Origin of the sequence: Phenylobacterium sp. (assembly GCF_016124325.1) — a bacterium.
Classification (GTDB): domain Bacteria; phylum Pseudomonadota; class Alphaproteobacteria; order Caulobacterales; family Caulobacteraceae; genus Phenylobacterium.
Genome location: NZ_WGNY01000028.1, coordinates 1 through 24,400 on the forward strand (window position 1 = coordinate 1; position 24,400 = coordinate 24,400).

General features: G+C 68.7%; 21 protein-coding genes. 16 read left to right on the top strand and 5 right to left on the bottom strand.

Annotated features, from left to right (window positions below):
• The coding region (locus GC203_RS15660) for an aldehyde dehydrogenase family protein (protein WP_293451803.1) at positions 1-322 on the top strand (322 nt) is incomplete at its 5' end.
• Between the two features lie 414 nt (positions 323-736).
• Here GC203_RS15660 and GC203_RS15665 read toward each other — a convergent pair.
• The 4 genes from GC203_RS15665 to GC203_RS15680 are packed head-to-tail and all read right to left on the bottom strand — an operon-like array spanning position 737 to position 4,841.
• Entirely contained in the window at positions 737-1,825 is a 1,089-nt protein-coding gene (locus GC203_RS15665) for a C45 family peptidase (RefSeq protein ID WP_293456774.1), read from the bottom strand.
• Between the two features lie 17 nt (positions 1,826-1,842).
• On the bottom strand, positions 1,843-3,147 hold the full coding sequence (locus GC203_RS15670; RefSeq protein ID WP_293456360.1) for an aminotransferase class III-fold pyridoxal phosphate-dependent enzyme: 1,305 nt from the start codon (positions 3,145-3,147) through the stop codon (positions 1,843-1,845).
• Positions 3,144-4,190 carry a phosphotransferase gene (locus GC203_RS15675; RefSeq protein ID WP_293456363.1) on the bottom strand — a complete coding sequence of 349 codons (1,047 nt, stop codon included), beginning with the start codon at positions 4,188-4,190 and terminating at the stop codon, positions 3,144-3,146. The genes GC203_RS15670 and GC203_RS15675 overlap by 4 nt, the downstream gene beginning before the upstream one ends.
• A gap of 15 nt (positions 4,191-4,205) precedes the next feature.
• Complete coding sequence (locus GC203_RS15680; RefSeq protein ID WP_293456366.1) at positions 4,206-4,841, bottom strand: TetR/AcrR family transcriptional regulator; 636 nt, start codon at positions 4,839-4,841, stop codon at positions 4,206-4,208.
• A gap of 160 nt (positions 4,842-5,001) precedes the next feature.
• Between GC203_RS15680 and GC203_RS15685 the strand changes: the two genes are divergently transcribed.
• The 13 genes from GC203_RS15685 to GC203_RS15745 all read left to right on the top strand — a co-directional run bounded on the left by GC203_RS15685 (position 5,002) and on the right by GC203_RS15745 (position 19,593).
• Positions 5,002-5,580 (top strand): sigma-70 family RNA polymerase sigma factor, encoded by a 579-nt coding sequence (locus tag GC203_RS15685; RefSeq protein ID WP_293456777.1) that lies wholly within the window; start codon positions 5,002-5,004, stop codon positions 5,578-5,580.
• Between the two features lie 20 nt (positions 5,581-5,600).
• Positions 5,601-7,235 (top strand): fatty acid--CoA ligase, encoded by a 1,635-nt coding sequence (locus GC203_RS15690; protein ID WP_293456369.1) that lies wholly within the window; start codon positions 5,601-5,603, stop codon positions 7,233-7,235.
• A 1-nt stretch (position 7,236) separates the two neighbouring features.
• Entirely contained in the window at positions 7,237-7,680 is a 444-nt protein-coding gene (locus GC203_RS15695) for a nuclear transport factor 2 family protein (RefSeq protein WP_293456372.1), read from the top strand.
• Positions 7,681-7,776: 96 nt separating this feature from the next.
• Positions 7,777-8,676, top strand: a complete 900-nt coding sequence (locus GC203_RS15700; RefSeq protein WP_293456375.1) for a phytanoyl-CoA dioxygenase family protein — start codon at positions 7,777-7,779, stop codon at positions 8,674-8,676.
• Between the two features lie 7 nt (positions 8,677-8,683).
• The gene (locus GC203_RS15705; RefSeq protein WP_293456378.1) at positions 8,684-9,106 is read left to right on the top strand and encodes a hypothetical protein; all 423 of its coding nucleotides are present in this window, start codon (positions 8,684-8,686) and stop codon (positions 9,104-9,106) included.
• Positions 9,107-9,123: 17 nt separating this feature from the next.
• The gene (locus GC203_RS15710; RefSeq protein WP_293456381.1) at positions 9,124-10,008 is read left to right on the top strand and encodes an enoyl-CoA hydratase; all 885 of its coding nucleotides are present in this window, start codon (positions 9,124-9,126) and stop codon (positions 10,006-10,008) included.
• Positions 10,009-10,201: 193 nt separating this feature from the next.
• A complete protein-coding gene (locus GC203_RS15715; protein WP_293456382.1) occupies positions 10,202-12,406 on the top strand; it encodes a TonB-dependent receptor in 2,205 nt (734 codons plus the stop codon).
• 56 nt (positions 12,407-12,462) lie between these two features.
• A complete protein-coding gene (locus tag GC203_RS15720) occupies positions 12,463-13,605 on the top strand; it encodes an acyl-CoA dehydrogenase family protein (protein ID WP_293456385.1) in 1,143 nt (380 codons plus the stop codon).
• A complete protein-coding gene (locus GC203_RS15725) occupies positions 13,602-14,765 on the top strand; it encodes an acyl-CoA dehydrogenase family protein (protein WP_293456386.1) in 1,164 nt (387 codons plus the stop codon). The genes GC203_RS15720 and GC203_RS15725 overlap by 4 nt, the downstream gene beginning before the upstream one ends.
• A 2-nt stretch (positions 14,766-14,767) precedes the next feature.
• Entirely contained in the window at positions 14,768-15,574 is an 807-nt protein-coding gene (locus GC203_RS15730) for an enoyl-CoA hydratase-related protein (protein WP_293456388.1), read from the top strand.
• Between the two features lie 16 nt (positions 15,575-15,590).
• Positions 15,591-16,985, top strand: a complete 1,395-nt coding sequence (locus GC203_RS15735; RefSeq protein ID WP_293456391.1) for an MFS transporter — start codon at positions 15,591-15,593, stop codon at positions 16,983-16,985.
• On the top strand, positions 16,982-18,403 hold the full coding sequence (locus tag GC203_RS15740; protein WP_293456393.1) for an amidase: 1,422 nt from the start codon (positions 16,982-16,984) through the stop codon (positions 18,401-18,403). The genes GC203_RS15735 and GC203_RS15740 overlap by 4 nt, the downstream gene beginning before the upstream one ends.
• Positions 18,400-19,593, top strand: a complete 1,194-nt coding sequence (locus tag GC203_RS15745; RefSeq protein ID WP_293456395.1) for a lipid-transfer protein — start codon at positions 18,400-18,402, stop codon at positions 19,591-19,593. Before GC203_RS15740 ends, GC203_RS15745 begins: the two co-directional genes overlap by 4 nt.
• On the opposite strand, the gene GC203_RS15750 is transcribed toward GC203_RS15745, so the two are convergent.
• Positions 19,563-20,651: an AraC family transcriptional regulator gene (locus GC203_RS15750; RefSeq protein WP_293456397.1), complete on the bottom strand. Its 1,089-nt coding sequence runs from the start codon at positions 20,649-20,651 to the stop codon at positions 19,563-19,565. The two genes, GC203_RS15745 and GC203_RS15750, sit on opposite strands and share 31 nt — an antisense overlap.
• Before the next feature lie 216 nt (positions 20,652-20,867).
• Here GC203_RS15750 and GC203_RS15755 point away from each other — a divergent pair, with 216 nt between their 5' ends.
• Together GC203_RS15755 and GC203_RS15760 are read left to right on the top strand one after the other, a co-directional pair.
• Positions 20,868-21,914 carry an AraC family transcriptional regulator gene (locus GC203_RS15755; RefSeq protein WP_293456399.1) on the top strand — a complete coding sequence of 349 codons (1,047 nt, stop codon included), beginning with the start codon at positions 20,868-20,870 and terminating at the stop codon, positions 21,912-21,914.
• 142 nt (positions 21,915-22,056) lie between these two features.
• Positions 22,057-24,324: a TonB-dependent receptor gene (locus GC203_RS15760; RefSeq protein WP_293456401.1), complete on the top strand. Its 2,268-nt coding sequence runs from the start codon at positions 22,057-22,059 to the stop codon at positions 24,322-24,324.
• Positions 24,325-24,400 lie beyond the last annotated feature (76 nt).

Below are 24,400 nucleotides of genomic sequence, written 5' to 3' on the forward strand. Positions count from 1 at the left end.
CCGCTCGGAGAGCTTCGAGGAGGCCGTCGCCCTGCCGTCCGCCCACCAGTACGGCAACGGCGTGGCGATCTTCACCCGCAACGGCCGCGCGGCCAGGGAGTTCGCCCAGCAGGTCAACGTCGGCATGGTGGGCATCAACGTGCCGATCCCCGTGCCGGTGGCCTACCACTCCTTCGGCGGCTGGAAGCGCTCGGCTTTCGGCGACGCCAACCAGCACGGCATGGAGGGCGTCCGCTTCTGGACCAAGGTCAAGACCGTCACCGCCCGCTGGCCCGAGGGCGCCGTCGAGGACTCCGCTTTCGTCATCCCGACGATGAAGTGATCGCCATGCCGAAGGCCTATGGTCTGATCACGGAGCGGTTGCTTCAGCTGCGCGTGGGCTGCTCCTGCGTTGTGAATACTCAGCGCCGCATCGACTACACGACGGCTCGGAAGCATGCGCCGGAACGTGAATGGGTGGCAGAGGCTCGAGAGGGCGGCTGGGTGGTGACGCGGACGCGATAGAGGCCAACATGTCGGCGAGTGGCGCCATCGCCGTTCAAGGTGACTGTCGGCTTCGACCGCGACGCTGAATGTCGCCTGCCGACCCCAAGGCGACGTTCGGAACGTCCGCCAGTTGGCGCCGGGTCCAGCGGCCTCCGCCACAGCCGTAGCCGTCATCGTCGCCATCCGGGAGCAGGAATAGCGTCGATGGCGCGATGCTGCTTGAGGGGCGCATCAAGGGCTGTCGGGACCCTCAGGTCAGGGTCATTTCGACGCGCTGGTAGCCTCCACGGCTCGGCGGACCCGCGCTGACCCAAGATTCGATGCCCGACCGGAGGGGCCGCAGCAGGGAGATCATGGACCCGGTCGTGAAATTGATGAGCCCGTCGGCGCGCCGCTCACGGCAGACCGGGTGGCGCGGGTCATCGAACGCCGCAAACGCCGCCTGCAGGTCGGCCAGGTTCGGGCGGCCCGAGGCGAGACGGCGCGTCAGCGAGGCCAGGCGCGCCGCCGAATTCTCCCGAGCGGATTCGCTCTCGGGGACGCCCTGCTCGTCGGTGAGCGGGTGGTTCGTGTGCAACACGCGATCCGCTTGCGGCGGGTGAAATTCCGTGACGCCGGCCGCGGAGGCCTCGAACGACCGGACCGCGCCGGCCTCGGCGATCAGGTAGTGCTGGTTCGTGGCGTGCGGGAGGAGCTGCACGAGCTGCACGGCCTCGGCGAGGCTGCTCGCCTGCAACAGACGGCGGACCATGAACGCGACCGGCACGCCGACCGCCGCCGACGGCAGCTGCGGCAAGGAATTGACGCAAACAGCGACCCCAACGGCGTTGACGCCCATCAGTCCGATCATTCCGGCCGTCGAGAAGACCAGCGCCCCGGGACGGCCCTGGTCGGGCGCAATGCGCAGCAGCACCTGGTGTCCGTCGGTGTAGCCGCCCAGGTCCATGTTCTGCCCGATCCAGGTCGAACCGTCCGGGTTCACCACCGCAGCGCTGCTGCACTTCTGGAGCTGGTTGGCCAGGCTCCGCCTGCGCGCGCGATAGGCCCACTCCTCGTCCAGCAGCTGGAGGGCGAACATCAGCGGTCTCGGCTGGTCCGCGCCATCCGCGATCCCGTCCGCCTCCGCCACGAGGTCGGGCATGTGCTCGCGGACCGCACCATGGAAGTCGGTGTCGCGCAGCATGTCGGCGACATAGGTCCGCGCGTCGCCCAGGCCCGCTCCTTCGAGGCTGGACAGCCAAGCGTCCACATGGCCGGCGATACGGGCCGCCAGGGCGCGGCCGAGGGCCAGGCCGCGATCATGCGCGGATCCGGCGATGTCGATTGCGTCGATGATCATCACCGTCGTCCCTGTCGTCAGACCCCGTCGAGGGCCGATTCCAGGGCCTCCATCAGCAGGTTGACATGCTCCGACGCGAACACGAGCGGCGGACGTATCTTCAGCACGTTGCCGGCGGGTCCGGTGGCGCTGATCAGCACGCCCGAGTCGCGAAGGCGGTTGACCAGAGCAACCGCGGCGCCAGCCGCGGGCGCGCCATCCGAACTGACCACGTCGACGCCAACGAAGAGCCCGGCGCCGCGGACTTCGCCCAGCTGTGGCCGCCGCTCGGCCAGCGCCCGGATCCGGTCGCGCAACAGGCGGCCCATGGTTTCGCTGTTGGAGGCCAGCCGCTCGCGCCGGATCACGTCCCAGACGGCCTGCGCCGCTGCGACCGCCACCGGACTTCCGCCGAACGTATTGAAATATCGAACCTTCTTTCCGAAGGCTTCCAAGTGTTCGGGACGAGCCACGACGCCCGCGACGGGATAGCCGTTGCCCATCGGCTTGCCCATCGTCACGAGGTCCGGGGCGACGCCGTGTCGCGCGAAACCCCAGATGGATTCGCCGGTGCGTCCGAATCCGGCCTGCACCTCATCGGCGATGAACAGGCCGCCCGCCGCCCGCACCTGCGCGATCGCCGCGGCCAGGAAACCGGCCGGTTCGGCCAGCACCCCGTCGCTGGAGAAGATCGTGTCCACCAGGAGCGCGGCGGGTCGAACGCCCCTTCGCTTCATGTCGGCCAGGGCGGCCTCGACTCCGGCGGCGAAGGCTGGGCCGATCTCGCCCTGCGCCGAAGCGCCGGCCGGCGCCGGCACGGCCCAGACATTCGGGCCGAGCGGATTGTCAGGTCCAAGCGACGGCGAGGCCGCGGCGATCGCGGCGGTCACGCCATGATAGGCCGTCGCGGTGACGATCAGCCCGACGCCTCCGGTGGCGGCCTGGGCGATACGCAGAGCCAGGTCGTTGGCCTCACTGCCCGTGCAGGTGAACATCAGGCAGCCCAACTCCCGCGGAAAGCTCTGCAGCAGCGCCTCGGCGTAGGCGACCGGCGCCTCGTGCAGGTAGCGGGTGTGGGTGTTGAGCAGGGCGGACTGGGCGGAGATCGCCTCGACGACCTCGCGGCGGCAATGCCCGACCGAGGCCACGTTGTTGTAGGCGTCCAGATAGCGGCGGCCGTCGCGGTCCCAGAGCCAGACGCCTTCGCCGCGGACGATGTGCAAGGGGGTCTCGTAGAACAGCCTGTAGGCCGGGCCCAGCACCTTCTCGCGCCGGGCCAGCAACGTCCGGTCGTCCGCCGAAAGCCCCGCCTGGCCGCCCGCGAATGCATTGATCATGGTCATGAGCCGGGGTCCTCGAGCGCCGCCCACAGCCGCTCGGCGATCATGTCGTCGGCGAGAGGGAGAAGTCGCCGCAGGCCAAGCACAGCGGCGGGAAGGTTGCGCAGGATGTATGTGCGGTTGTCCGGATGCCTGCGAGCCCGCCAGGTGCTGATCGTGGCGCTCATCGCGAGACGGCCCAGGATCAGAGGGCCCATCACCTCGATCTCCTGCTCGGTCAGCGGAAGGACACGATGATAGCCGCGCATGAGATGCGCCACCCGGCACAGCGGGTCGTCGCTCAGATCGACGTGGTAGGCCGCGGCCACCGCCAGGTCGTCGACCAGGGGCGCGCGCACCGCGTCGCCCAGATCCAGCACGCCTGTAATCGACGGTGTTCCGTTCTCGGCCACCAGCACGTTGTGCGGGTTCAGGTCGTTGTGGATGAACTGCGCGCGCAGACCCGGCAGCCGCGGCGCAGCCTTCTCGGCGAACGCCGCGAGGCCGGCGATCGCCAACCGCTGCACGTCTGGATCATCGATTTCGGAGGTCAGCGGCCGTAACCGGCCGGCATGCTGCACGTCCCACAGCAGGTCGTGGTTCTCGGCCGGGTGACGGAAGTCGCGCAGCGCGAGGTCCACCCGCGCAAGCGCGCCGCCGAGCGCCGTCAGCAGGTCCGGCGAGACCGCGGCCCTGTAGAGCGGCGCGCCCTGCAGATAGCTGAAGAGGCGCACCACGGAACGCCGCCCGTCGGCTCCGGTCCATGAATGCTGCGGCTCCCCGTTGCGCGCGGGCTGCAGCCGCGGCGTCGGCAGATCCGGGTCGACCGCGTGCATATGCAGGAGCGCCCGCGTCTGCAGATCGGTGACCGCCGGGGGTTCCGCCGAGTTGCTGATCTTCAGCAGATAGTCGACGCCGTCGCTCGTCCGCAGCCTGAAGTTCTGGTCGCGTTCGCCCGCCAGGCGCTGGACGCGACCCAGCAGCCCGAAGCCTTCCTCGGCGAGACGTTCGGCCTCGCGGGGCGCGAGCCGCACATCGATCTGTTCGAGGACGTCGTCCTGCGCCATGCCTCGCCCTTGAAGCTACTGCGGCGCGGACAGCAGGGCGCGGTCCACGAACGCCACCAGCCGCACGCTCAGCGTGTCGACGTTGATCTCGCCCTCGCGATGGAACCAGTGCGGGATCCAGTTCATCGCCCCGAAGATGAACATCGAGGTCAGCATGATGTCGTCGCAGACGATGGTCCCGTCGCGGGCGCCCTCCTCGAGGATGCCGCGCAGCATGCCGTCGATCTGCCGGCGGCCGCCCACCACCTCGGCGCGGTTCTCGGGACCCAGCGCATTGGCGCCCGTCATCACCAGGCAAGTCCCGAAATCGTCGACCACCATCCGGACATAGCGCCTCAGGAACTCATGGAGCCGCTCGCGCGCCGTGCCTTCGCCCGGCGGCGGCATCGGCGTCTCGCCGTCGGTGATGGCCTCGATGCCCAGCCGGTGGCACTCGAAGAGGATCTCGTCCTTGCTCCTGAAGTAGTAGTAGAGCGTCGGCTTGGAGATGTTCAGAGCTTCGGCGATGTCGGTGAGCGTCGTCTCGTGGAACCCGCGCTGGGTGTAGATGCGCGCGGCTGTCCGAAGAACCACCTGACGCTTCAGTTCGTACTGTTCGCCGCGGTCCTGGATGCCCTCGCCCCACGGCCGCTTCGGCGTCGCCTTCGCCATCCCCGCTCCCAAATCCGCAGCGCCTCCGGGCGCCATCGCCAGATAATACCCATTGACAGCCGTTCGACTAGAGGGATGACATATCGACCCTGAGGTTGGTTGTTCGACCCGTGGGTCGAATCGCGATAGTCGCAGCGCGAGGGAGGCGCTCTTGGGGACGGTGGCGGGTGACTTCGGGCGGGGCGCGGCGAGCGGGTCGCAGCGGCTTCTCGCCGAGCTTTATCGAAACGAGATCGACGGGTTGCGTGGCTATCTAACCCGGCTTCTCAAGACGCCCGCGGACGCGGAGGATGTCGCGCAGGAGGCTTTCATGCGCCTGTGCCGGCGGCACGACCTGGCGGCCTACGAGCACCCTCGCGCTGTGCTCTTCAAGACCGCCTACCGGCTCGCCCTCAACCGCCTGCGGAGCCGCCGTTCGAACGCCATAGACCGCGCCCATCCCCTCTTCGCCGAGACGCCGCTGCCGGCCGCGGACGCGCCGTCGGCCGAGGAGGTCCTGATCTCCCGCGAGCAGGAGCGCGCCTATGCGGACGCGCTCGCCAGCCTCCCGCCACGCTGCCGGGAGGTGATCGAACTGCGCACCGTGCAGGAGCTGTCCTACAAGCAGATGTCCGATAGCCTCGGGATATCGGTGAGCACGCTCGAGAAGCACCTGGTGCGGGGCAAGCGTGTCTGCGCCGAAGCCTTGGCCGGGTGGGCGTCGGGCCGCAGCTTCACGCCCGACGCCGTCGCGGCCTGACCGATCGTGGAGGAACGGCGATGACAGATGCGCTGCAGGCGGCCAAGACCCCGCCGATCGCCTGGTTTCCGGAGATCCGCACCCTGGGCGATGCGCCGCGCTTCCATGGCCGCACGCGGGGCCGGGCGCCGGCGTTCTACTTCGAAGGCGAGAGCCTCACCTACGCCGAGTTCGACCGGCGCACGGCGAGGGTGGCCAACGGCCTGCTGGCCGAAGGCGTGCGCCACGGTTCGCGCATCGCCTATCTGGGCAAGAATTCCACCGGCTACTTCGAGCTGCTGTTCGGGGCGGCGCGGATCGGCGTCGTGCTGACGCCGGTCAACTGGCGGCTGGCCGAGCCCGAGGTCGTCTACATCACACGCGACGCCGACGCCGAACTGCTGTTCGCGGACGGGTCCTGCATGGCGCTGGCGGCGCAGGCCGCGGCCCAGGCGCCCGCGATCCGCAAGGTCATCGCCATGGAAGACGATGCGCCCGGATGTGAAGGTTTCGCCGCGTGGCGTGACCGCCAGGACGACGGCGACCAGCAGGCGCAGGTCGCTCCCGACGACGTAGCGATCCAGCTCTATACCTCCGGGACGACCGGCCGGCCCAAGGGCGTCCAGCTCTCCCACCGCGCGTTCTTCGCGTTCAACGCCTATGCCGGCGACAACCCCGGAGCATTCGGGGACGACATGGATTGGAACAGGTGGAACGCCGAGGACGTGAGCCTCGTGGCGATGCCGGTGTTCCACATCAGCGGTTCCGGCTGGGGCGTCGTGGGCGTCTACGCAGGCGCCTTCACGGTCGTGCTGCGCGAGTTCGACAATTCGGCGGTGATCGAGGCCATTCGCAGCTTCCGCGTCTCCAAGACCGTGCTGGTGCCGACCACGATCCAGATGATGCTGGATCATCCGGGCGTGAGCCGCGCGGACTTCGCGTCGATGACCGACTTCCTCTACGGGGCCTCGCCGATCCCGCTGGACCTGCTGCAGCGGGCCGTGGAGGCCTTCGGCTGCGGCTTCATCCAGCTCTACGGCATGACCGAGACCTGTGGCGCCGTCACGTATCTTCCGGCGGCGGACCACAGGGCCGGGAACCCGCGTATGCGCTCGGCCGGAAAGCCGATCCCGGGCGCCGAGATTCGGATCCTGGATCCCGAGAGCGACGCGGAGCGTCCGACCGGCGAGGTGGGTGAGATCTGCATCCGCGCGCCCACGACCATGCGCGGCTACTGGAAGCAGTCAGAGGAGACCGCGCGGGTCATCCGCGACGGAGGCTGGGTGCGCAGCGGCGACGCCGGCTACCTGGACGCCGACGGCTACCTCTTCATCCGCGATCGCGTGAAGGACATGATCGTGTCCGGCGGCGAGAACGTCTATCCGGCGGAGGTGGAGAACGCCATCTATGGCCATCCCGCCGTGGCCGAGGTCGCGGTGATCGGGGTGCCCGATCCGAAATGGGGCGAGGCGGTGAAGGCCGTCGTGGCGCTCAAGCCCGGGCAGACCGCCGACCCGGGCGGAATCATCGGCTGGGCGCGCGAGCGGATCGCCGGCTACAAGGTCCCGAAGAGCGTCGACTTCGTCGCGGCGCTGCCGCGCAACGCCTCGGGGAAGGTGCTGAAGCGTGACCTGCGCGAGCCCTATTGGGCCGGCCACGAGCGCCGGGTGAACTGAGATGACCGAGCTGGAGCGCATGCTGATCGAGCACGCCTGCCAGAAGCTGCAGATGCTCTATGCCGTTCACGCTGACCGCAGCGAGGTCGAGGCTTTCACCCAGCTGTTCGCACCGGACGGCTCGGTCGAAGTGCCCGAAGCGCCCGCTTTCGTGGGCCATGAGGCGATCCGGGCTTCGATGCAGGCCCTGGCCGACCAGGGCGTCACCATGCGCCACGTGATGACCAATCCGGTGGTGCATGCGATCGACGCCGATCGCGCCGCCGGTTCCTGCTACCTCACGGTCTACAACAGCGCCGCCGAGCCCGACGCGGCCGGCGTCCGCCCTGTCGCGCCGCCCGCCACGGTGGGAGAATATGCCGACACGTTCCGGCGGACGCCCGACGGCTGGCGGTTCCAGTCACGCGTGCTGACCCGCGTCTTCCGGCCGCGTCCGGCGCCGTGATCGCCGCCGCCGCCGGCCCGCGCTGGCGGATCGGGCGCGTCGGCGTGTCCTTACGATGAGAGAGGCGCGGGCGCGCCTCCGGGAGGTGGAGCTGCGATGGAAATCCGGGACTGGAAGTCGATGGCCGGCATGGCCGAGACCTATCGCCAGGCGCGCGAACTCGGGATCGAGACCAACATCGCCGAGCTGGAGACGTTCGGCTTTACGGTGATCGAGCCCGAAAAGACCGGGGCGGCGCCCGACTTTGCCGAGCGGTTGTTCGAGAAGGTCATGCAGATCGCCCGCGAAGAGGATGACCAGGCGGTCGAGCTGAACAAGCACGCCGACGCCGAGAAGCCGGCCTTCGGACGCCAGCTCTTCCACCTGCTCGAGCGTGACCCGGTGTTCGTCGAGGCGGTCATGAACCCCGCCGTCCAGACGATGGGCCGCTATCTGATGGGCCTGAGCTACCGCCTGTTCAGCATGGTGGCCTTCGTCAAGGAGGGCTCGGCGCGCTCCACCCCCATGCACTGCGACTCGGTCGGGGTGCCGACGCCGCTGCCGGCCTACGGCTCGGTCTGCAACGTCAGCTGGATTCTGACCGACTACACCGAGGAGAACGGGACCTTGGGCATGGTGCCCGGCAGCCACCGCTACTGCCGCCATCCCACCGAATACGAACAGCCGCGCTTCATCGGCGGGCCGATGGACGACGCGATGGTGACGCCCGTCAACGCCCGCCCCGGCTCGTTGGCCGTGTTCACCGGCAACACTTGGCACTGCACCTATCCGAAGACCTCCGCGGGCGTGCGGGCCCACATCGCCACCGCGTTCTGCCGCAACTATGTGAACCCGGCCGAGGCCTACGAAGACATCGCCGACGAAATCATCGCGCCCTACGGTCCCGAGCTCGCGCGCCTCGTCGGGAAGAACGCCTGGCAGGGCTACCGGGCCGAGGGCCCCAAGCTCGAGAACATGGCGCTGGTGCGGCCCGCCTATCAGACGCAATACGGTTGAGGATCCGATGGCCAAGGTCGAATTCGCCAGTCCCGAGTGGCTGGCCGCGCTGAAGTCGATGCTCGACCGGTACGCCGCCGCGGCGGGACCGGGAGTCACGCTCAGCATCTGCGAGGTGTTTACGGGCGTTCCGTCGCACCTGGACGCGAAGGGCGACGGACGCATCGCCTGGCACTGCCGCATCGAGAATGGCCGTTTGACGACCTTCGCGGAGGGCGAGATCGACGCCGCCGACATCAAGACCGTCGCCGACTACGACTTCATCCTGCCCTTCGCGCGGATGAAGCTCGAACCGGGCGGCAACGACGAGTACCAGCGCCAGCAGGCCGAAGGCGCGCGCCTCGGAAAGGTCGCGCACTCCGGCGACCGTTCGAAGGTTCCCCCGGCCTTCTACGGCATGCACAATGAACTCGCCGAGATGACCGCCTGAGGCGGCAGGAGGAGCCCGTGACCTGGGACTACATGATCTATGAGAAGCCCGAGCCGGGCATCGCTCGCATCGTGATGAACCGGCCCGAGGCCGCCAACGCGCAGGACAGCCAGTTCCTCTACGAGCTCAACGCCGCCTTCGACCGCGCCGCGCGCGAGGACGATGTGAAGGTGATCATCCTGGCCGCGAACGGGAAGCACTTCTCGTCGGGCCACGACGTGCGCGAGACCGACCATCACGACAACCAGGAGCGCTACGCGCCCGTCACGCCCTTCCAGCAGCACCGTCGCGCGGGCGCCGAGGGGCGCATGGCCCGCGAGGAGGAGCTCTACACCGGCTTCTCGGAGCGGTGGCGCAACATCCCCAAGATCACGATCGCCGCAGTGCAGGGCAAGTGCGTCTCGGGCGGCCTGCTCCTCTGCTGGCCCTGTGACCTGATCGTCGCCAGCGACGATGCGCAGTTCCAGGAGGTCACGGTCGCCATGGGCGTGGCCGGCGTCGAGTGGTTCGCCCACCCGTGGGAGATGGGCCCGCGCAAGGCCAAGGAAATGCTGCTGACCGGCGAGCCGATCGGCGCCGAGGAGGCCCGCCAGCTTGGGATGGTCAACCGGGTCGTGCCGCGCGCCGACCTGGCGGAGGCCACGCTGGCGCTTGCCCGCAAGGTCGCCAGCCAGCCGACGATGGCGACCAAGATGGTCAAGCAGGCGGTCAATGCGGCCGAGGACGCGCAGGGCCGCCACTCGGCCTTCCAGGTGGCCTTCGCCCTCCACCACCTCGCGCACAGTCACTGGATGGAAGTCTACGGCCTGCCCGTCGATCCCAGCGGCATCCACGGCAATATCAAGAAGAGTTACGCCGAGGGCGAGGAACCCTTCCGCGCGCCCAAGCCCGCCCGCGCCTGACCGACGACATGACCTCAAGGCTGACGGCCGCCGGTGTCGGCGGCCGTTTCGCATTCCGCATGGCGGGTTCCGCGGCGGGCCGTGTCCTTCGAAGTGGATGAGCCGCAAAGGCCATACCGAAGAGGGGGCGACGGAAATGTCGGAACGGAACTCTTGTCCTGCATCCGCCAACGGCTTGGCGCGGGGCGCGTTGATGGCGGGCGGGGCGCTGGCGGCCATGCTGGCGGCGGCCCCGGCGCTGGCGCAGACGGCCGCGGGCGCGGACGACACCACGGTCGAGACCGTCGTCGTCACGGCCCAGAAGCGGGTCGAGGAAAATCTCAAGGTGCCGGTCGCCGTCACCGCGGTCGGCGCGGCCGAGATTCAGAACATCAGCGGAAGCTTCATGACGGACATCGCCGTCAAGGCGCCGAATGTGTCGATGACCCCCGGGACCAACTCGCCGGCGATCTCGATCCGCGGGGTCAGCTCGCAGAGCAACATCAACGCCGGCTTCCCGCCCGCCGTCGGCGTCTATGTCGACGAGGTCTATCAAGGCCGGGATCCGACCTTCAACACGATCCTCAATGACGTCGTCCGGGTGGAGGTGCTGCGCGGACCGCAAGGCACGCTCTATGGAAAGAACACCATCGGCGGCGCGATCAACATCGTTACGACCGAGCCTTCCAACACCTTCACCGCGTTCGGCGACGCCACCTACGGCAACTACGACTTCCTGCAGGGCCGCGCGACGGTGGGCGGGGCGATCGTCCCCGACCTGCTGATGGCCCGCCTCTCGGTGGTCCACCGCGAGCGCGGCGGCTATCTGAAGAACACCTTCACCGGCAAGACCCTGAACGACATCAACTCCGACGGCGCCCGGCTGGTGCTGGCGTCGAAGGTGTCCGACAGCCTGCGGCTGCGCTTCGGGGCGGACTATTTCACCGAAAGCGGCACCAGCGCCATCGAGACGGGACCCGTCATCTTCCCACCGCCGGTCCCCGCGGCGCTGGCGGCGATTCCGCCGCAGGATCCGGGCGACAACGTCGTGCAGCTCAACTCGCCCGAGGGGGCGCACCGCGAGCTCTGGGGCTACATGGGCCGCCTCGACTACAGCTTCCCCGGCGCGGATTTCACCTCGATCACCGCGTGGCGCGGCTACGTCTCCAAGTTCACCGACGATTCCGACGGCTTGCCGATCGACGCCTTCGACGTCGGCCGCGACGAGAAGGGCGACAACTTCAGCCAGGAATTCCGCCTCGCTTCGACGGGCGACGGCCCGTTCAGCTGGCTGGTCGGGGCCTACTACTACGACGAAAACACCAAGAACATCCGCCACATCCACCTGGGCGCACAGGTGCCCCTGCTGCTGGTCGGCGGGCTGATTCCGGGCTTCAACGGCGAGCGGGCCGAGACCTATTCCACGATCGACGCCAAGAGCTACGCCGCCTTCGCTTCGGGGACCTGGCAGATCGCCGACAAGGTGCGGCTGGCCGCCGGCCTGCGCTGGACCCACGAGAAGAAGGATTTCTTCTACAGCCAGCTCTACACCCAGACCTTCGCCAACCTGCCCTCGGGCGTCCTGGTGTCGAACTTCGCCGTGAAAATCCCGGCCGTCCGCGAGACCTACAAGGACAGCCGCTGGACCGGCGACATCAGCCTCTCGTACGACTTCACCGACGAGCAGACCGCTTATGTGAAGTACAGCCGCGGCTTCAAGGCGGGCGGCTTCCAGACCGACGTCATCTCGCCGCCGTTCAACCCGACGGATCCGCTGGGCTTCGCGCCGGAGACGGTCAACAACTACGAGGCCGGCTACAAGTCGTACTTCTTCGACCGCCGCCTGAGCCTGAACGTCGCCGCCTTCTATCTGAAGTGGAATGACAAGCAGGAGCAGATCTTCACCGGCCTGTCGTTCCTGATCCGCAACGCGGCCACCGCGTCCAGCCGCGGCCTCGAGGTCGAACTGACCGCCCGTCCGATGCCGGGGCTGCTGATCGACGCGAACGGAGCCTATCTCAAGGCGAAGTACGACAGCTTCCCGACCAACCCGTCGCTGGCGGGCGAGGACTTCCAGTACACGCCGAATTACACGGGCAGCCTGGGCGCCCAGTACACGGCGCCGATCGGCGGCGGGATGGAGTTCTACATCCGCGGCGACCTGAACCACCGCAGCAGCAGCTACTTCCTGCCGAGCGCCGGGACCCGCCTGACCATCGAGGCGGTCACCACGCTCAACGGCCGCCTTGGCGTGCAGTCGAAGGAGGGCGGTTGGGGCGCCTATCTCTGGGGCAAGAACCTCAACAACGACAAGGTGCTGGGGGCAGGTTCGAGTTTCCCGTTCCCGAAGGCGGTGATCACCACTCGGGTCGCGGGCTTCGGGCGCACCTACGGCATTGAGTTGCGCAAGTCGTTCTGAGCGCAAAATCTCGGACCGGGCCGCCGCCGGCGGCCCGGACAGGAAGCAAGTCCCGTATGGTCGAGTCCCCCCACTACACGCCCGAGCACGAAATCTTCCGGACCAACGTGCGGCGGTTCATCGAGAAGGAGTGCCTGCCCCACCGGGCAGCCTGGCAGAAGGCCTGCAAGTCGCCGCGCGAGATGTGGAGCCGGGCGGGCGAAGCCGGAATTCTCTGCCCCAAAGTTTCGCCGGAGTTCGGCGGCGGCGGCGGCGACCTGTGGCACGGCTTCATCATCATCGAAGAGCAGACGCGGGCCTGCTTCAACGAGCTGGCGTTCTATCTGCACTCCGACATCATCGCGCCCTACATCGAGCTCTACGGCACCGACGCGCAAAGAGCTCGTTTCCTGCCGAAGATGGCGACAGGCGAGATCGTCGCGGCTATCGCCATGACCGAGCCCGGCGCCGGGTCGGACCTGCAGGCGATCCGCACCCGCGCCCGCCGCGACGGCGATCATTACGTCCTCGACGGCGCCAAGACCTTCATCAGCAACGCCCAGAACGCCGAGCTGATCGTTGTCGCCGCCAAGACCGACGCCGAGGCCGGCGCGCGGGGCGTCAGCCTGCTTCTGGTCGAGACGCCAGGAGCCGAGGGCTTCACGCTGGGCCGCAACCTCAAGAAGGTCGGCAACAAGGTGCAGGACACCTCCGAACTCTTCTTCGAGGGCGTTCGCGTTCCCGCCGAGAACCTGCTGGGCGGCGTCGAGGGCCGGGGCTTCTACCAGCTGATGCAGCGGCTGCCGGAAGAACGGCTGATCATGGCGATGTCAGCGGTGGTCCAGATGGAGTGCGCCGTGGACGAGACCGTGGCCTACGCGCGCGAGAGAGAGACGTTCGGCCGCCGGCTCGTCGACCATCAGGCGGTCCGTCACAAGCTGGCCGAGTGCAGAACGGCGGCGACGGTCGCGCGGGCTTATCTCGAGCGCTGCATCGATCTCTTCATCGAAAATCGCTTCGACGCGCAGGCGGGCGCCATGGCGAAGTGGTGGACGACCGAAAGGTGCTGCGAGGTCATCGACGAATGCCTGCAGCTCCACGGCGGCTATGGCTACATGCGCGAGACGCCGATCGCACGCCGCTGGGCCGACGCCAGGCTGGGGCGGATCGCCGGCGGCACGAACGAGATCATGAAGGATCTCATCGGACGGGCGTTATGACACGTCAGCAACCGCCCGCGGCGTTCGGCGTCTGGCCCGCCTCGCTCCCCTACCGGGACGACCACGAAATGCTGCGGGAAACGGCGCGGCGGTTCTTCACCGGCGAGTGCGCGCCGCACCGCGAGGCCTGGGAAGAGGCCGGAATGGTCCCGCGCGACATCTGGCGGCGCGCGGGCGAACTGGGCCTGCTGTGCCCGCGGATCGATCCCGAGTACGGCGGCTCGGGCGGCGACCTGCTGCATGCCGTCGTGCTCACCGAAGAGCAGGTCAGGGCCGGCGTCGTCGCGCCGGTGATCTCGCTGCACAACGACGTCGTGGCGCCCTATCTCGCCGCCTACGGGACCGAGGCGCAGAAGGCCCGCGTGCTGCCCAGGATGGCGACCGGCGAGTGGATCGGGGCCATCGCCATGACCGAGCCTTCGGCTGGCAGCGACCTGCGCGCGATGAAGACCCGCGCCCGCCGAGAGGGCGACAGCTACGTCGTATCGGGCCAGAAGACCTTCATCAGCCACGGCGCCACGGCGGACATCGTCGTTCTCGCGGCCCAGGCGGACGCCGGCATCAGCCTGTTTCTCGTCGAGGTCGACGGCCTCGAAGGTTTCGCTCGCGGCGCACCGCTCGACAAGATGGGCCAGCTCTCGGCCGACACCGCCGAGCTGTTCTTCGACGAGGTGCGTCTGCCGGCCACGGCTCTGCTCGGCGGCGAGGAAGGCCGCGGCTTTATCCAACTCGGCGAACGCCTCGTCGAAGAGCGGCTGATGACGGGCGTGGTCGCCCAGGCCTTCATGGAGAGCGCCATCGACCACACCATCGCCTACACGCGCGAGCGCAAAGCGTTCGGCCAGCGGGTGATCGACTTCCAGAACAGCCGCTTCCGGCTGGCGGAGGCGCGGACCGAAGCCGTGGTCTGTCGCACGTTCCTCGAGCGCTGCATCCGCAAGTTCATGGACGGCCGTCTCGACGCGACCGAGGCCGCGATGCTGAAGTGGTGGTCCACCGAACAGCAGAACCGCATCATCGACGCCTGCGTGCAACTGCACGGCGGCTACGGCTACATGCTGGAATACCCGATCTCGCGGATGTGGCTCGATAGCCGGGTCGCCAAGATCTACGGCGGCGCGAACGAGATCATGAAAGACATCATCGGCAGGGCGCTATGACCATGACCACCGAGGCCGTCGCCGCGGAAGCGCCCATCCTGTTGCGCCGGGACGGCGGGGTCGCCGTCCTGACCCTCAACCGGCCGCAGGCCGCCAATTCCATAGATGCGCCCCTGGCCCGCGCGTTCCGGGACGCGATGGCCGGGCTGGCCGGCGACAAGTCCGTGCGCGCGCTGTTGCTGCAGGGCGTGGGCAGGATGTTCTGCGCCGGCGGCGACCTGGCCAGCTTCGCGCGCGAGGGGGGCGGGGCGGCGCGCTATGTCGAGGCCCTGATCGCCGACCTGCATGCCGGACTGGAGCAGCTGTTCGACTTTCACGCCCCGGTGGTCGCCGCCGTCCACGGCGCCGCAGCCGGCGCGGGCCTGGGCTTGGCGCTCGCCGCCGACATCGTCGTGGCCGGCGAGGGCGCGCGGTTCGTGATGGCCTATACGCGCTCCGGCCTCACGCCCGACGGCGGAACGAGCTGGGCCCTGCCTCGCGTGGTCGGCCTGCGGCGGGCCCTGGAACTCACCTTCCTCAATCCGACGCTGAGCGCCGCCGAGGCGCTGCGGGAGGGCCTGATCACCGAAGTCGTCGACGACAAGGCCGTCGCGGGCCGCGCCGCGAACCTGGCCCAGGAACTGGCCGCGGGCCCTACCGGGGCCTACGCCGCCGCGCGGCGGCTGATGCGCGAGTCCATCCGCCCCGAATACGCCGCCCATCTCCGACGCGAGGCGGAGGGCATCGTCGCGGCGTTCTCCAGCCCGGACGGCCTGGAAGGGGTGCGCGCCTTCCAGGAACGGCGTCCGCCGGTGTTCCATGGCGCCTAGGGCCGAAACCCCAGGCATGTCCGTGTGGCGGCTGGCCGCCTATGCGCTGCCCGCCGTCCCCATGTCGTTCCTGTTCGTGCCGCTCACGGCGCTGTTGCCGGCGTTCTACGCCCAGGAACTGGGGCTCAGCCTGACAACGGTCGGCGGCTTCCTGCTGTTTTCGCGCCTGTTCGACATGGTGATCGATCCCTTCCTCGGCCGGCTGTCGGACGGCACGCGGTCGCGGTTCGGCCGTCGCAAGCCGTGGATCGCAGCCGGCGCGCCGATCTGCATGCTGGGCGCGATCCTCGTGTTCATGCCGCCCGAACACGTCGGCGGCTGGTGGCTGCTGGCCGCGACGGCGGTGATCTATTTCGGCGCTTCGATGCTCGGCCTGGCGCACGCCGCCTGGGGCGCGGAGATCGTGGAGAGCTACCACGGCCGATCCAAGGTCGCCGGCTTTCGCGAGAGCGCCAATGTCATAGGCATCGTGATCGCCTCGGCCGTCCCTGGCGTCACCGCCCTGATGGGCCATGGGATCGATCGGTTCACCATGGCGGTCATGGGCTGGACAGTCGTGCTCCTGACCCCGCTCACCGCCGGCGTCGCCCTCCGTTTCGTGCCGGAGCCCGCGGTGCGGCATGAGCCGCCGTCCCCCTGGCTCGCCACGCTCAAGACCCTGATGGCCAACCGGCCGTTCCGCCTGCTCTGCGCCGGCTACGTGGTGCTCAGCATCGGTGCGGGGGTCACCAATTCCACGTTGATCTTCTTCATCTCGCACTACCTGAAGCAGCCCGAGGTGATCGGCCCCACGCTGCTCGCCTCGTTCGGGTCCGTGCTGTTGGGGGTGCCGCTCTGGGTGCAGGTCAGCCGCCGGATCGGCAAGCATCGGGCGGCGGGGATTTCGCTGCTGATCGCCATTTCGCTGAGCGGCCTGCTCGCCACCCAACTCCAGCCGGGCGACGGCTGGTGGTTCGTGGCGCTGATGGCCTTGCTTGGCGCGACCAGCGCCGCGTTCCTCACCCTGCCGCTCGGCATCGTGGGCGACGTCATCGACTACGACACCCTGAAGACCGGCGAGATGCGCGGCGGCCTGTTCTTCGGCGTCTGGGGCTTTTTTCAACAGGTCTCGCCGGCCATCGCCATCGGCGTCACCCTGCCCGCCCTCGAACTCCTGGGATTCCACGCCAAGGGCGCCAACACGCCGGAGGCCCTGGCCGCGCTGAAGTATGTCTACTGCCTGGCGCCCATCCCGTTCTTCGTGGCCGGGGCCTGGATGTTCCTGGCCTTCCCGCTCGACGCTCGGCGTCATGCGATCGTGCGCCGGCGCCTGGCGGGGCGCGCCGCACGCCGCGCCGATCCGGCCGCCGAGACCCGGCCTCTTTCCAAATCCCTGGCCGTTCAGGCCGAAGTCGCTCCGGAGGCGCCGTGAACTTCGAAGATTTCCGAAACCACGACGCCGTCGGCCTGGCCGAGCTGGTCGCTCGCCGGGAGGTGAGCCCCGACGAGTTGCTGGACGCCACCTTGGCGCGCATGGACGCCGTCAACGGCCGCCTCAACGCCGTGATCGCCACCTACGAGGCCGATGCGCGCGCCGCCATCAAGGCCGGGCTGCCGGATGGCCCCCTGAAGGGCGTGCCCTATCCGATCAAGGACATCTCGGTGCACATGGCGGGCAAGCCCACCGGGGCCGGGTCGCGCATCTTCAAGGACCTTCCGGCGGAGGCCGACAGCGCCATCGTGCGGGCGTACCGCGAAGCTGGCCTCGTGCTCTTCGGCAAGACGAACACGCCGGAGTTCGGCATCGCCACCGTCACCGAGCCTGTGGCCAACGGCCCGACGCTCAATCCCTGGAATGAAGGCGTGACGCCGGGCGGCTCATCGGGCGGGGCGGCGGCGGCCGTCGCGGCCGGCATCGTGCCTGCGGCTCACGGCAGCGATGGCGGCGGCTCGATCCGCACGCCGGCCTCGTGCTGCGGGCTCTTCGGTCTGAAGCCGTCGCGCGGGCGGGTGTCGCTGGCGCCCAGCGGCGAGGGCTGGGGCGGGCTCTCGGTCCAGCATGCGCTCACGCGCTCGGTGCGGGACAGCGCGACCCTCCTCGACATTGTCTGCCGGCCGCAGCCGGGCGACCCCTACTGGCTGGAGCCGCCAGCCCGGCCGTTTGCCGCGGAGGTGCGCCGCGATCCGGGCCGCCTGAGGATCGGCTTCACCACCGCCGCCCTGATCTGGGGCGAGCTCTTCCCCGAGAACGTCCAGGCCGTACGCGACGCGGCGAAACTCTGCGAAGGTCTGGGCCACGACGTCGAGGAGGCGAAGCCCGACGTCGATTTCCAGCAGATGGCGCTGCACGCCAACACGGCGGTCTGTTCCGCCACCGCGGCGAACCTGGAGAACGAAGCCGCGCGGCGCGGCGCGCCCATTCGCCAGGACGAGGTCGAGACGCTCACCTGGCAGCTCTACCAGGCGGGATTGGACTATACCGGCGTCCAGGTCGCCCAGGCGATCCAGCACCTGCACGCGCTGAGCCGGCGGCTCGCCGCATTCTTCGAGCGCTACGACGTTCTGCTGCTGGCGACCAACGGCAAGCCGCCCCAGCCCAAAGGCAGCATCGACATGAACGCCGCCGACCTCACTGACTACGCCGAGCGGCTCTACACCTTCATTCCGAACACACAGCCCTTCAACGTGGGGGGACAGCCGGCGATGAGCGTCCCGCTCGCCTGGACGGACGACGGCCTGCCTATCGGGGTCCAGTTCGTGGCGCGCGGGGGCGGCGAGGCCACGCTGCTTCGCCTCGCCGGTCAGATCGAGCGCGCGCAGCCCTGGTTCCACAAGGTTCCCGCGCTGTGAGCGCCGCGGTCGTGGTCGGCGCAGGCATGACGGCCTTCACCACGCCCAAGCGGGCGAGGCCCTACACCGAGGCGGCGGCCGAGGCCGTGCGACAGGCGCTGCAGGATGCGGGCCTCGACTACGACGCCGTGCAGCAGGTGTACGCCGGCTACGTCTACGGCGACTCCACGAGCGGGCAGCGCGCCGCCTACGAGGTGGGCCTGACCGGCGTTCCCGTGATCAACGTCAACAACAACTGCGCGACAGGTTCGACAGCCCTGTTCCTGGCGCGACAGGCAGTGGAGGGGGGCGCGGCCGACTGCGTGCTGGCGCTCGGATTCGAGCAGATGCCGCCCGGCGCCATCAGCGAGGCCTTCGCCGACAGGCCGAGCCCGCTTCAGCCCTTCCTTGAGGTGGCCGACCGCCGCCACGGCCCCAGCGGCGCCCCGCTCGCCCTGCGGCTCTTTGGTGGCGCAGGACGCGACTACGCCGAAACGTACGGGGTCGGGCCGGAGATGTTCGCACAGATCGCGGTAAAGGCCCGGGCCCATGCGGCGCAAAACCCTGCCGCCGTCTTCCGCGACGCGGTCACCACCGAGGAGGTGATGGCGAGCCCGATGATGTTCGAGCCCGTGCTCACGCGCTTGCAGTGCTGCCCGCCCACCTGCGGGGCGGCGGCGGCCATCGTCGTTTCGGAGGCCTTTGCGCGGCGTCGGGGCCTGAACGCCGGCGTACGCATCCGCGCCCAGGCCATGACCACGGACTGCGTCTCCAGCTTCGATGGAGATATGACCGCCGCCGTCGGCGCCGATCTCACGCGCCGGGCCGCCGAGGCCGTGTTTGGGTCGAGCGGCGTGGAGCCCGCCGATGTGCCGGTCGTCGAGCTGCATGACTGCTTCACGGTCAACGAAGTGCTGTCCTACGAGGCGTTGGGCCTCGCGCCGCCCGGCGGCGCGGCGCGCATGATCGCCGACGGCGACAACACCTACGGCGGTCGTCATGTGGTCAATCCTTCAGGCGGGCTGCTGTCCAAGGGCCACCCGCTTGGCGCGACCGGCCTCGCACAATGCTTCGAGCTGGTGCGCCAGCTGCGTGGCCAGGTCGGCGCGCGGCAGGTCGACGGCGCACAGCTGGCGCTGCAGCACAATCTGGGCCTGGGCGGCGCCTGCGTCGTGACGCTCTACGAGTCCGCCGCCTCACGACGCACCTGACGGAAGGTCCGTCCGGTCCAGCGTTTGACGGCGCGGCGGAAGTTGGCGGTGTCGCTGAACCCCACCTCCGCAGCGATGTCGTCCGCCGTCATGCCGCTCGTCTGCAGGTAGCGGAGCGAGAGCGTCCGGCGAACGTCGTCGGCGATGTCGGCGTAGCGGACATTTTCGTTCGCCAGCCGGCGTCGCAACGTCCGTTCACTCGATCCGAGTTCCTGCGCGATGTCCTCCATGGTGCGTGACGCGCGCGGCTCTCGCATCAGGCGCTGGTAGATTTCGCCGACCAGGCTCGGTGCGGGGCCCGTGCGCCCCATGAGCTCGTCACAGGTCTCCTCGAGCTGCGCATAGGTCAGGCGGTTGCCGAACTGCAGCGGCGCGTCCAGCAGGGAGAGCGGGTAGTGGAGTTCGTGCGCGGGCTGGTCGAACAGGCAGACGCATCCCAGGCGGCTCGCATCGCGGGGTGATCGGCTGGCGCCCGGCAGCGCGAATAGCGCGCGAAGCGGCGTCATACGGGTCCCGGAGACGTCGCGCATGTGGGTGGCGGTCTGCATCATCTGCTGTCGGACGAGGAAGGCGCGCGCGGCGGGACTCATGGCGTCGCGATGGATCTCCACGAAACGCCAGATCAGGGCATCTGCGTCGCGACGCCACTCGAGGCGAAGCATCGGTGTCGCGAGCAGGTGGTACCGCACGGCGAAATCGAGGAAGTCCCGCATGGTAGGCGAACACATCAGGGCATAGCCGTACTCCCCGTAGGCCGTCAGGTGCAGCTTGGCCCCGGCGTCGAACGCGATATCCGGATCCGGCGACGCCGCGAGGATGTTTTCGCAGGCGGCGATGTAGTCGCTGATCGATGTGCGCGTGTGCGGATCGCGGACCCGCGCCACGTCCAGTCCGGCGCCCGCGAGGACCGTGTCCGACGAAACGCCGTGGTCCGCGGCCGCGTCCAGCAGAACCGCAAGCTTGTAGGGCGCGAAGATCTTCTGGTGCAGGAACGGAGACCCGGGCGGCCGCGTACGGCTTGGCGCCGCTTCCCGGTCAATCGACTTGGTGATCGTCAACGGCGCCTCGCGTTCACCGCTTGTCCGGCAAAGACATAAAGCTGTCCGGGGCGGATACTCAACTGGCCGGAAGGCGCTGCTAGGCTCCCCCGACGTGCGACGGTTGTCGCCCCGATGGAGGAGTGCCCGGGCAAGATGCGCCGAGGCGAAGCCGCAACCCTTCATTTTCCGAGGGAGGACCGTGGGCCGGTCCTCTCGCGGCTCGACGGCGTTGCGGTGCGACAGTTGCTTCAAGGCGCGGCCCTGCGCGGTTACGATGCGCGCGAGATCCTTCGTCGCGCCGCCATAGATCCAGCGGTCTACGGCAACCCCGGCGCCGGGATCGACGGCCGCTCCCTGGTCCGGCTGGTCCGCAGAATCCAGCTGGAGCTGGATGACGTCTATCTCGGGTTCTTCGCGCAGGGCTGCCGGCTGGCGCTCGAAACGGAACGCCTGCTCTCCTTTCTTCACTGCACGACGTTCGGAGAGGCGCTCCGGGTCAGCATCCGGTTCACCGATGCGATGCTGGCGGACGTCGGGCCGGGGATCACCGAAACCCGCGGGTCCGGCCTGCAGCACATCTGCAAGTACAACACCGTCCCGGGCGTCGAACGCGACATCCTGGTCTGGATCCGCTTCGTCTGGATCTACCACTTCTTCAGTTGGCTGATCGGCCGGCCCCTGGTCCTGCGCGGCCTGTCGATCCGGGGTCCCAGGCCAGTGCAGCACAACGGCTTCGACAGGTTCGCGCTCTTCGGCTGCCCGGTGCGGTTCGACGCGCCGTTCGACGCGCTCTCCTACGGCTGGCAGGATCTCACCGCGCGCCTGGCGCACGGCTCGATCCGGGAATACGACGAGTACTACGCCAGCGAGCCCGACTGGTTCGCGGTACCCGACCGCGGCCCCAGCTGGCGGGCGCGGACGGAGCAGGTGCTCATCGAGTTCCAGCGGTCCGGGCTGTGGTCCGCGCCGATCGAAGCGGCCGCCGCGCGGCTGCAGACGCGCCCGCGGCGCCTGCGGCAAGACCTGGCGCTCGAGGGCGAAAGCTTCCAGGACGTCCGAACCCGTCTGCGTGGCGAGTGGGCGGCGGCCTATCTGCTCGCCAGCGACATGCCGATCACCGAGATCGGTTTCGCCCTCGGGTTCAGCGAGCCCGGAAGCTTCACCCGCCACTTCTGCGCCTGGGCGGGCATGACGCCTTCGGCCTATCGCGCGCGCCATGTCGCCGACGCCGCGAAGGTGGCGGCGGCGACGGCCATGCTGTCGGAACGCAAGGGCTTCTGACCGGCCCCCCGGGGACCCTGTCACTTTCATCAAATGCGCCGGTCAGACCGGTCATTGAGCAAAGCCGGCCTGCTTCCATGATCCAGCGCCCGGAGCGCGAGACTCCGAGGGTCAGAAGACTCGAGTTGAGGGGGAAACGACCATGAAGCGCAATGACCGCCGCGCGCGGCTGCTGATCGGGGCGACGGCGCTGGCCGGCGGCTGCCTCGTGACCACGGCGAGTTGGGCGCAGAGCCCGTCCCGGGCGGGCGCCCGAAACCCCGCGTCCCAGAACCAGGTCGAAGAGGTGGTGGTGACCGCCGAAAAGCGCGCCGAGGGCCTGCAGAACGTCTCGAATGCGATCACCGCCGTGTCGGGCGCGACCCTCGAGCGTGCGTCCGTTCGCGAGGTCGGCGACCTCACTCAGCTGGCGCCCAGTCTTCAGTTCGGCACCCGCTCGACCAATGTGTTCATCGCGCTCCGCGGCATCGGACAGGCCGGGCAGGACATCGGAAGCCAGTCGGGCGTCACCGTTTCGCTCGACGGCGTCCCGCTCCTCAACCACTTCATGATGAACCCCACGTTCCTGGACGTGGAGCGGGTCGAGGTCCTCCGAGGTCCCCAGGGCACGATTTCCGGCCGCAACGCCACCGGCGGCGCCATCAATGTCTACAGCACCGCACCGACCGGCAGGACCGAAGGCGGCGTCAGCCTCACGGCCGGGAACTACTCGCGCCTGGGCGTGAAGGGGTACCTCAACGGTCCGCTTTCCGAAGACCTTTCGGCCCGCCTCTCGTTCCAGCGTGAGGAAGCCGAAGGCTGGCTGAAGAACGGCTTCACCGGCAAGCGCAACGACGACACCGATATCACCCAGGTGCGCGGCCAGCTTCTGTACACGCCGACGGCGGCGCTGAGCCTCCGCGCCCTGGTCGACTACACACACGACCGCAGCGATCCGTCGTTCGCCCAGATCATCCGGCGCGCCGATCCGGCCCGGCCGACGGTGACCGAGGTCCCCGGCTACGCCTACCCGCAGAACAGCCTCGAGAACCTCACCGTCTACCGCAACGAACCGAACCATCGCGATGCGAAGGACTTCCGCGCCACGCTCATCGCCAGGTGGGACCTGAGCTCCGACGTCTCGCTGACGTCTACAAGCGGCTTCATCCAGCACGACATCGATCTGACGGACGTGGACGTGGACGCCACGCCGGTCGCCTCCACGCGCTTCGATCTCATCGGCCTCTATGCCGAGCAGGAGACGCAGGAACTGACGCTTACGGCCAATCTGGGCGATCGGGCCGATCTTGTGGCCGGGCTCTTCTACATGCACGGCGACTCCAGCGAGCCGCTCTACCTGAGCCTCGCCGCGTTCAAGAACTACCTCGTCTACCTGCCTGAAGAGACGCTCGACTCCTATGCGGGCTACGCCCAGGTCCGCTACAACCTGACGGACAAGCTGCGCGCCACGCTCGGCGGGCGCTACACCACCGACGTCAAGTCCTACGAGGAGAAGTCGTCGGTCGCGGGAACGGCGCTGTTCCACGCGGACAAGGGCACCTTCAGGGCGTTCACGCCCCGCTTCGTGCTCGACTACACCCCGACCGATGAGAGCCTGATCTACGCCAGCGTGTCTCGCGGCTTCAAGTCCGGCGGTTTCAACACCTTGGGCGATGTCACCCTGCCGGTGAACCGCTTCGATCCCGAGTACGTGTGGAACTACGAAGTCGGTCTCAAGGCGATGATGTTCGATCGCAGGCTGCGGATGAGCCTCACGGGCTTCTACGCCGACTACACGAACCTCCAGCAGACGATCTTCCGGCTGAACGAGGCGACCCAGGTGCGCTTCCCGCGGGTCGAGAACTCTTCAAGCGCGAAGATCAAGGGCGTGGAGCTCGAAGGGGAGGCGACCCCCGTGACCGGGCTTCGGCTGACCGGCGCGGTCACCTACCTCGACGCCCAGTTCGGCTTCTTCTGCAACAACAACCCGCTCTACCCGAACGTGCCGACGGCCCGCTCCTGCGCCGGCGTCATGCGCAACGGGGAAGCGTTGCCGCCGGGGGCGATCCAGCTGGAAGGCAACGCCCTGACCCAGGCGCCGCACTGGCAGTTCAACACCTCGGCGCAGTACGCCTTCCCGATCTCCAGCCGCCTCATCCTCACGACGCGGGTGGACTACAAGTGGCAGAGCCGCACCTATTTCGACATCTACAACAACCCGCAGAACTCCCAGTCGGCCTATGGGCTCCTGAATGCGTCGGTGGACGTGGGGACGCCGGACGGGGCGTGGTCGCTGACGGGGTGGGTGCGCAATGCGGCCGACAAGCGCTACGTCAGCCAAGGCTCGGCCGGATCCGGCGCAACCCCGGCGATCACCGGATCCCTCGGGATGCCCCGGATGTACGGCCTGACGCTCAACCATCACTTCTGAGCCGGCCGGGCGCCGCGACGCGACGCTCGGCTATGGTCCGACACGCGGACCGATCCTCCTGCCGTCACCAGACCAG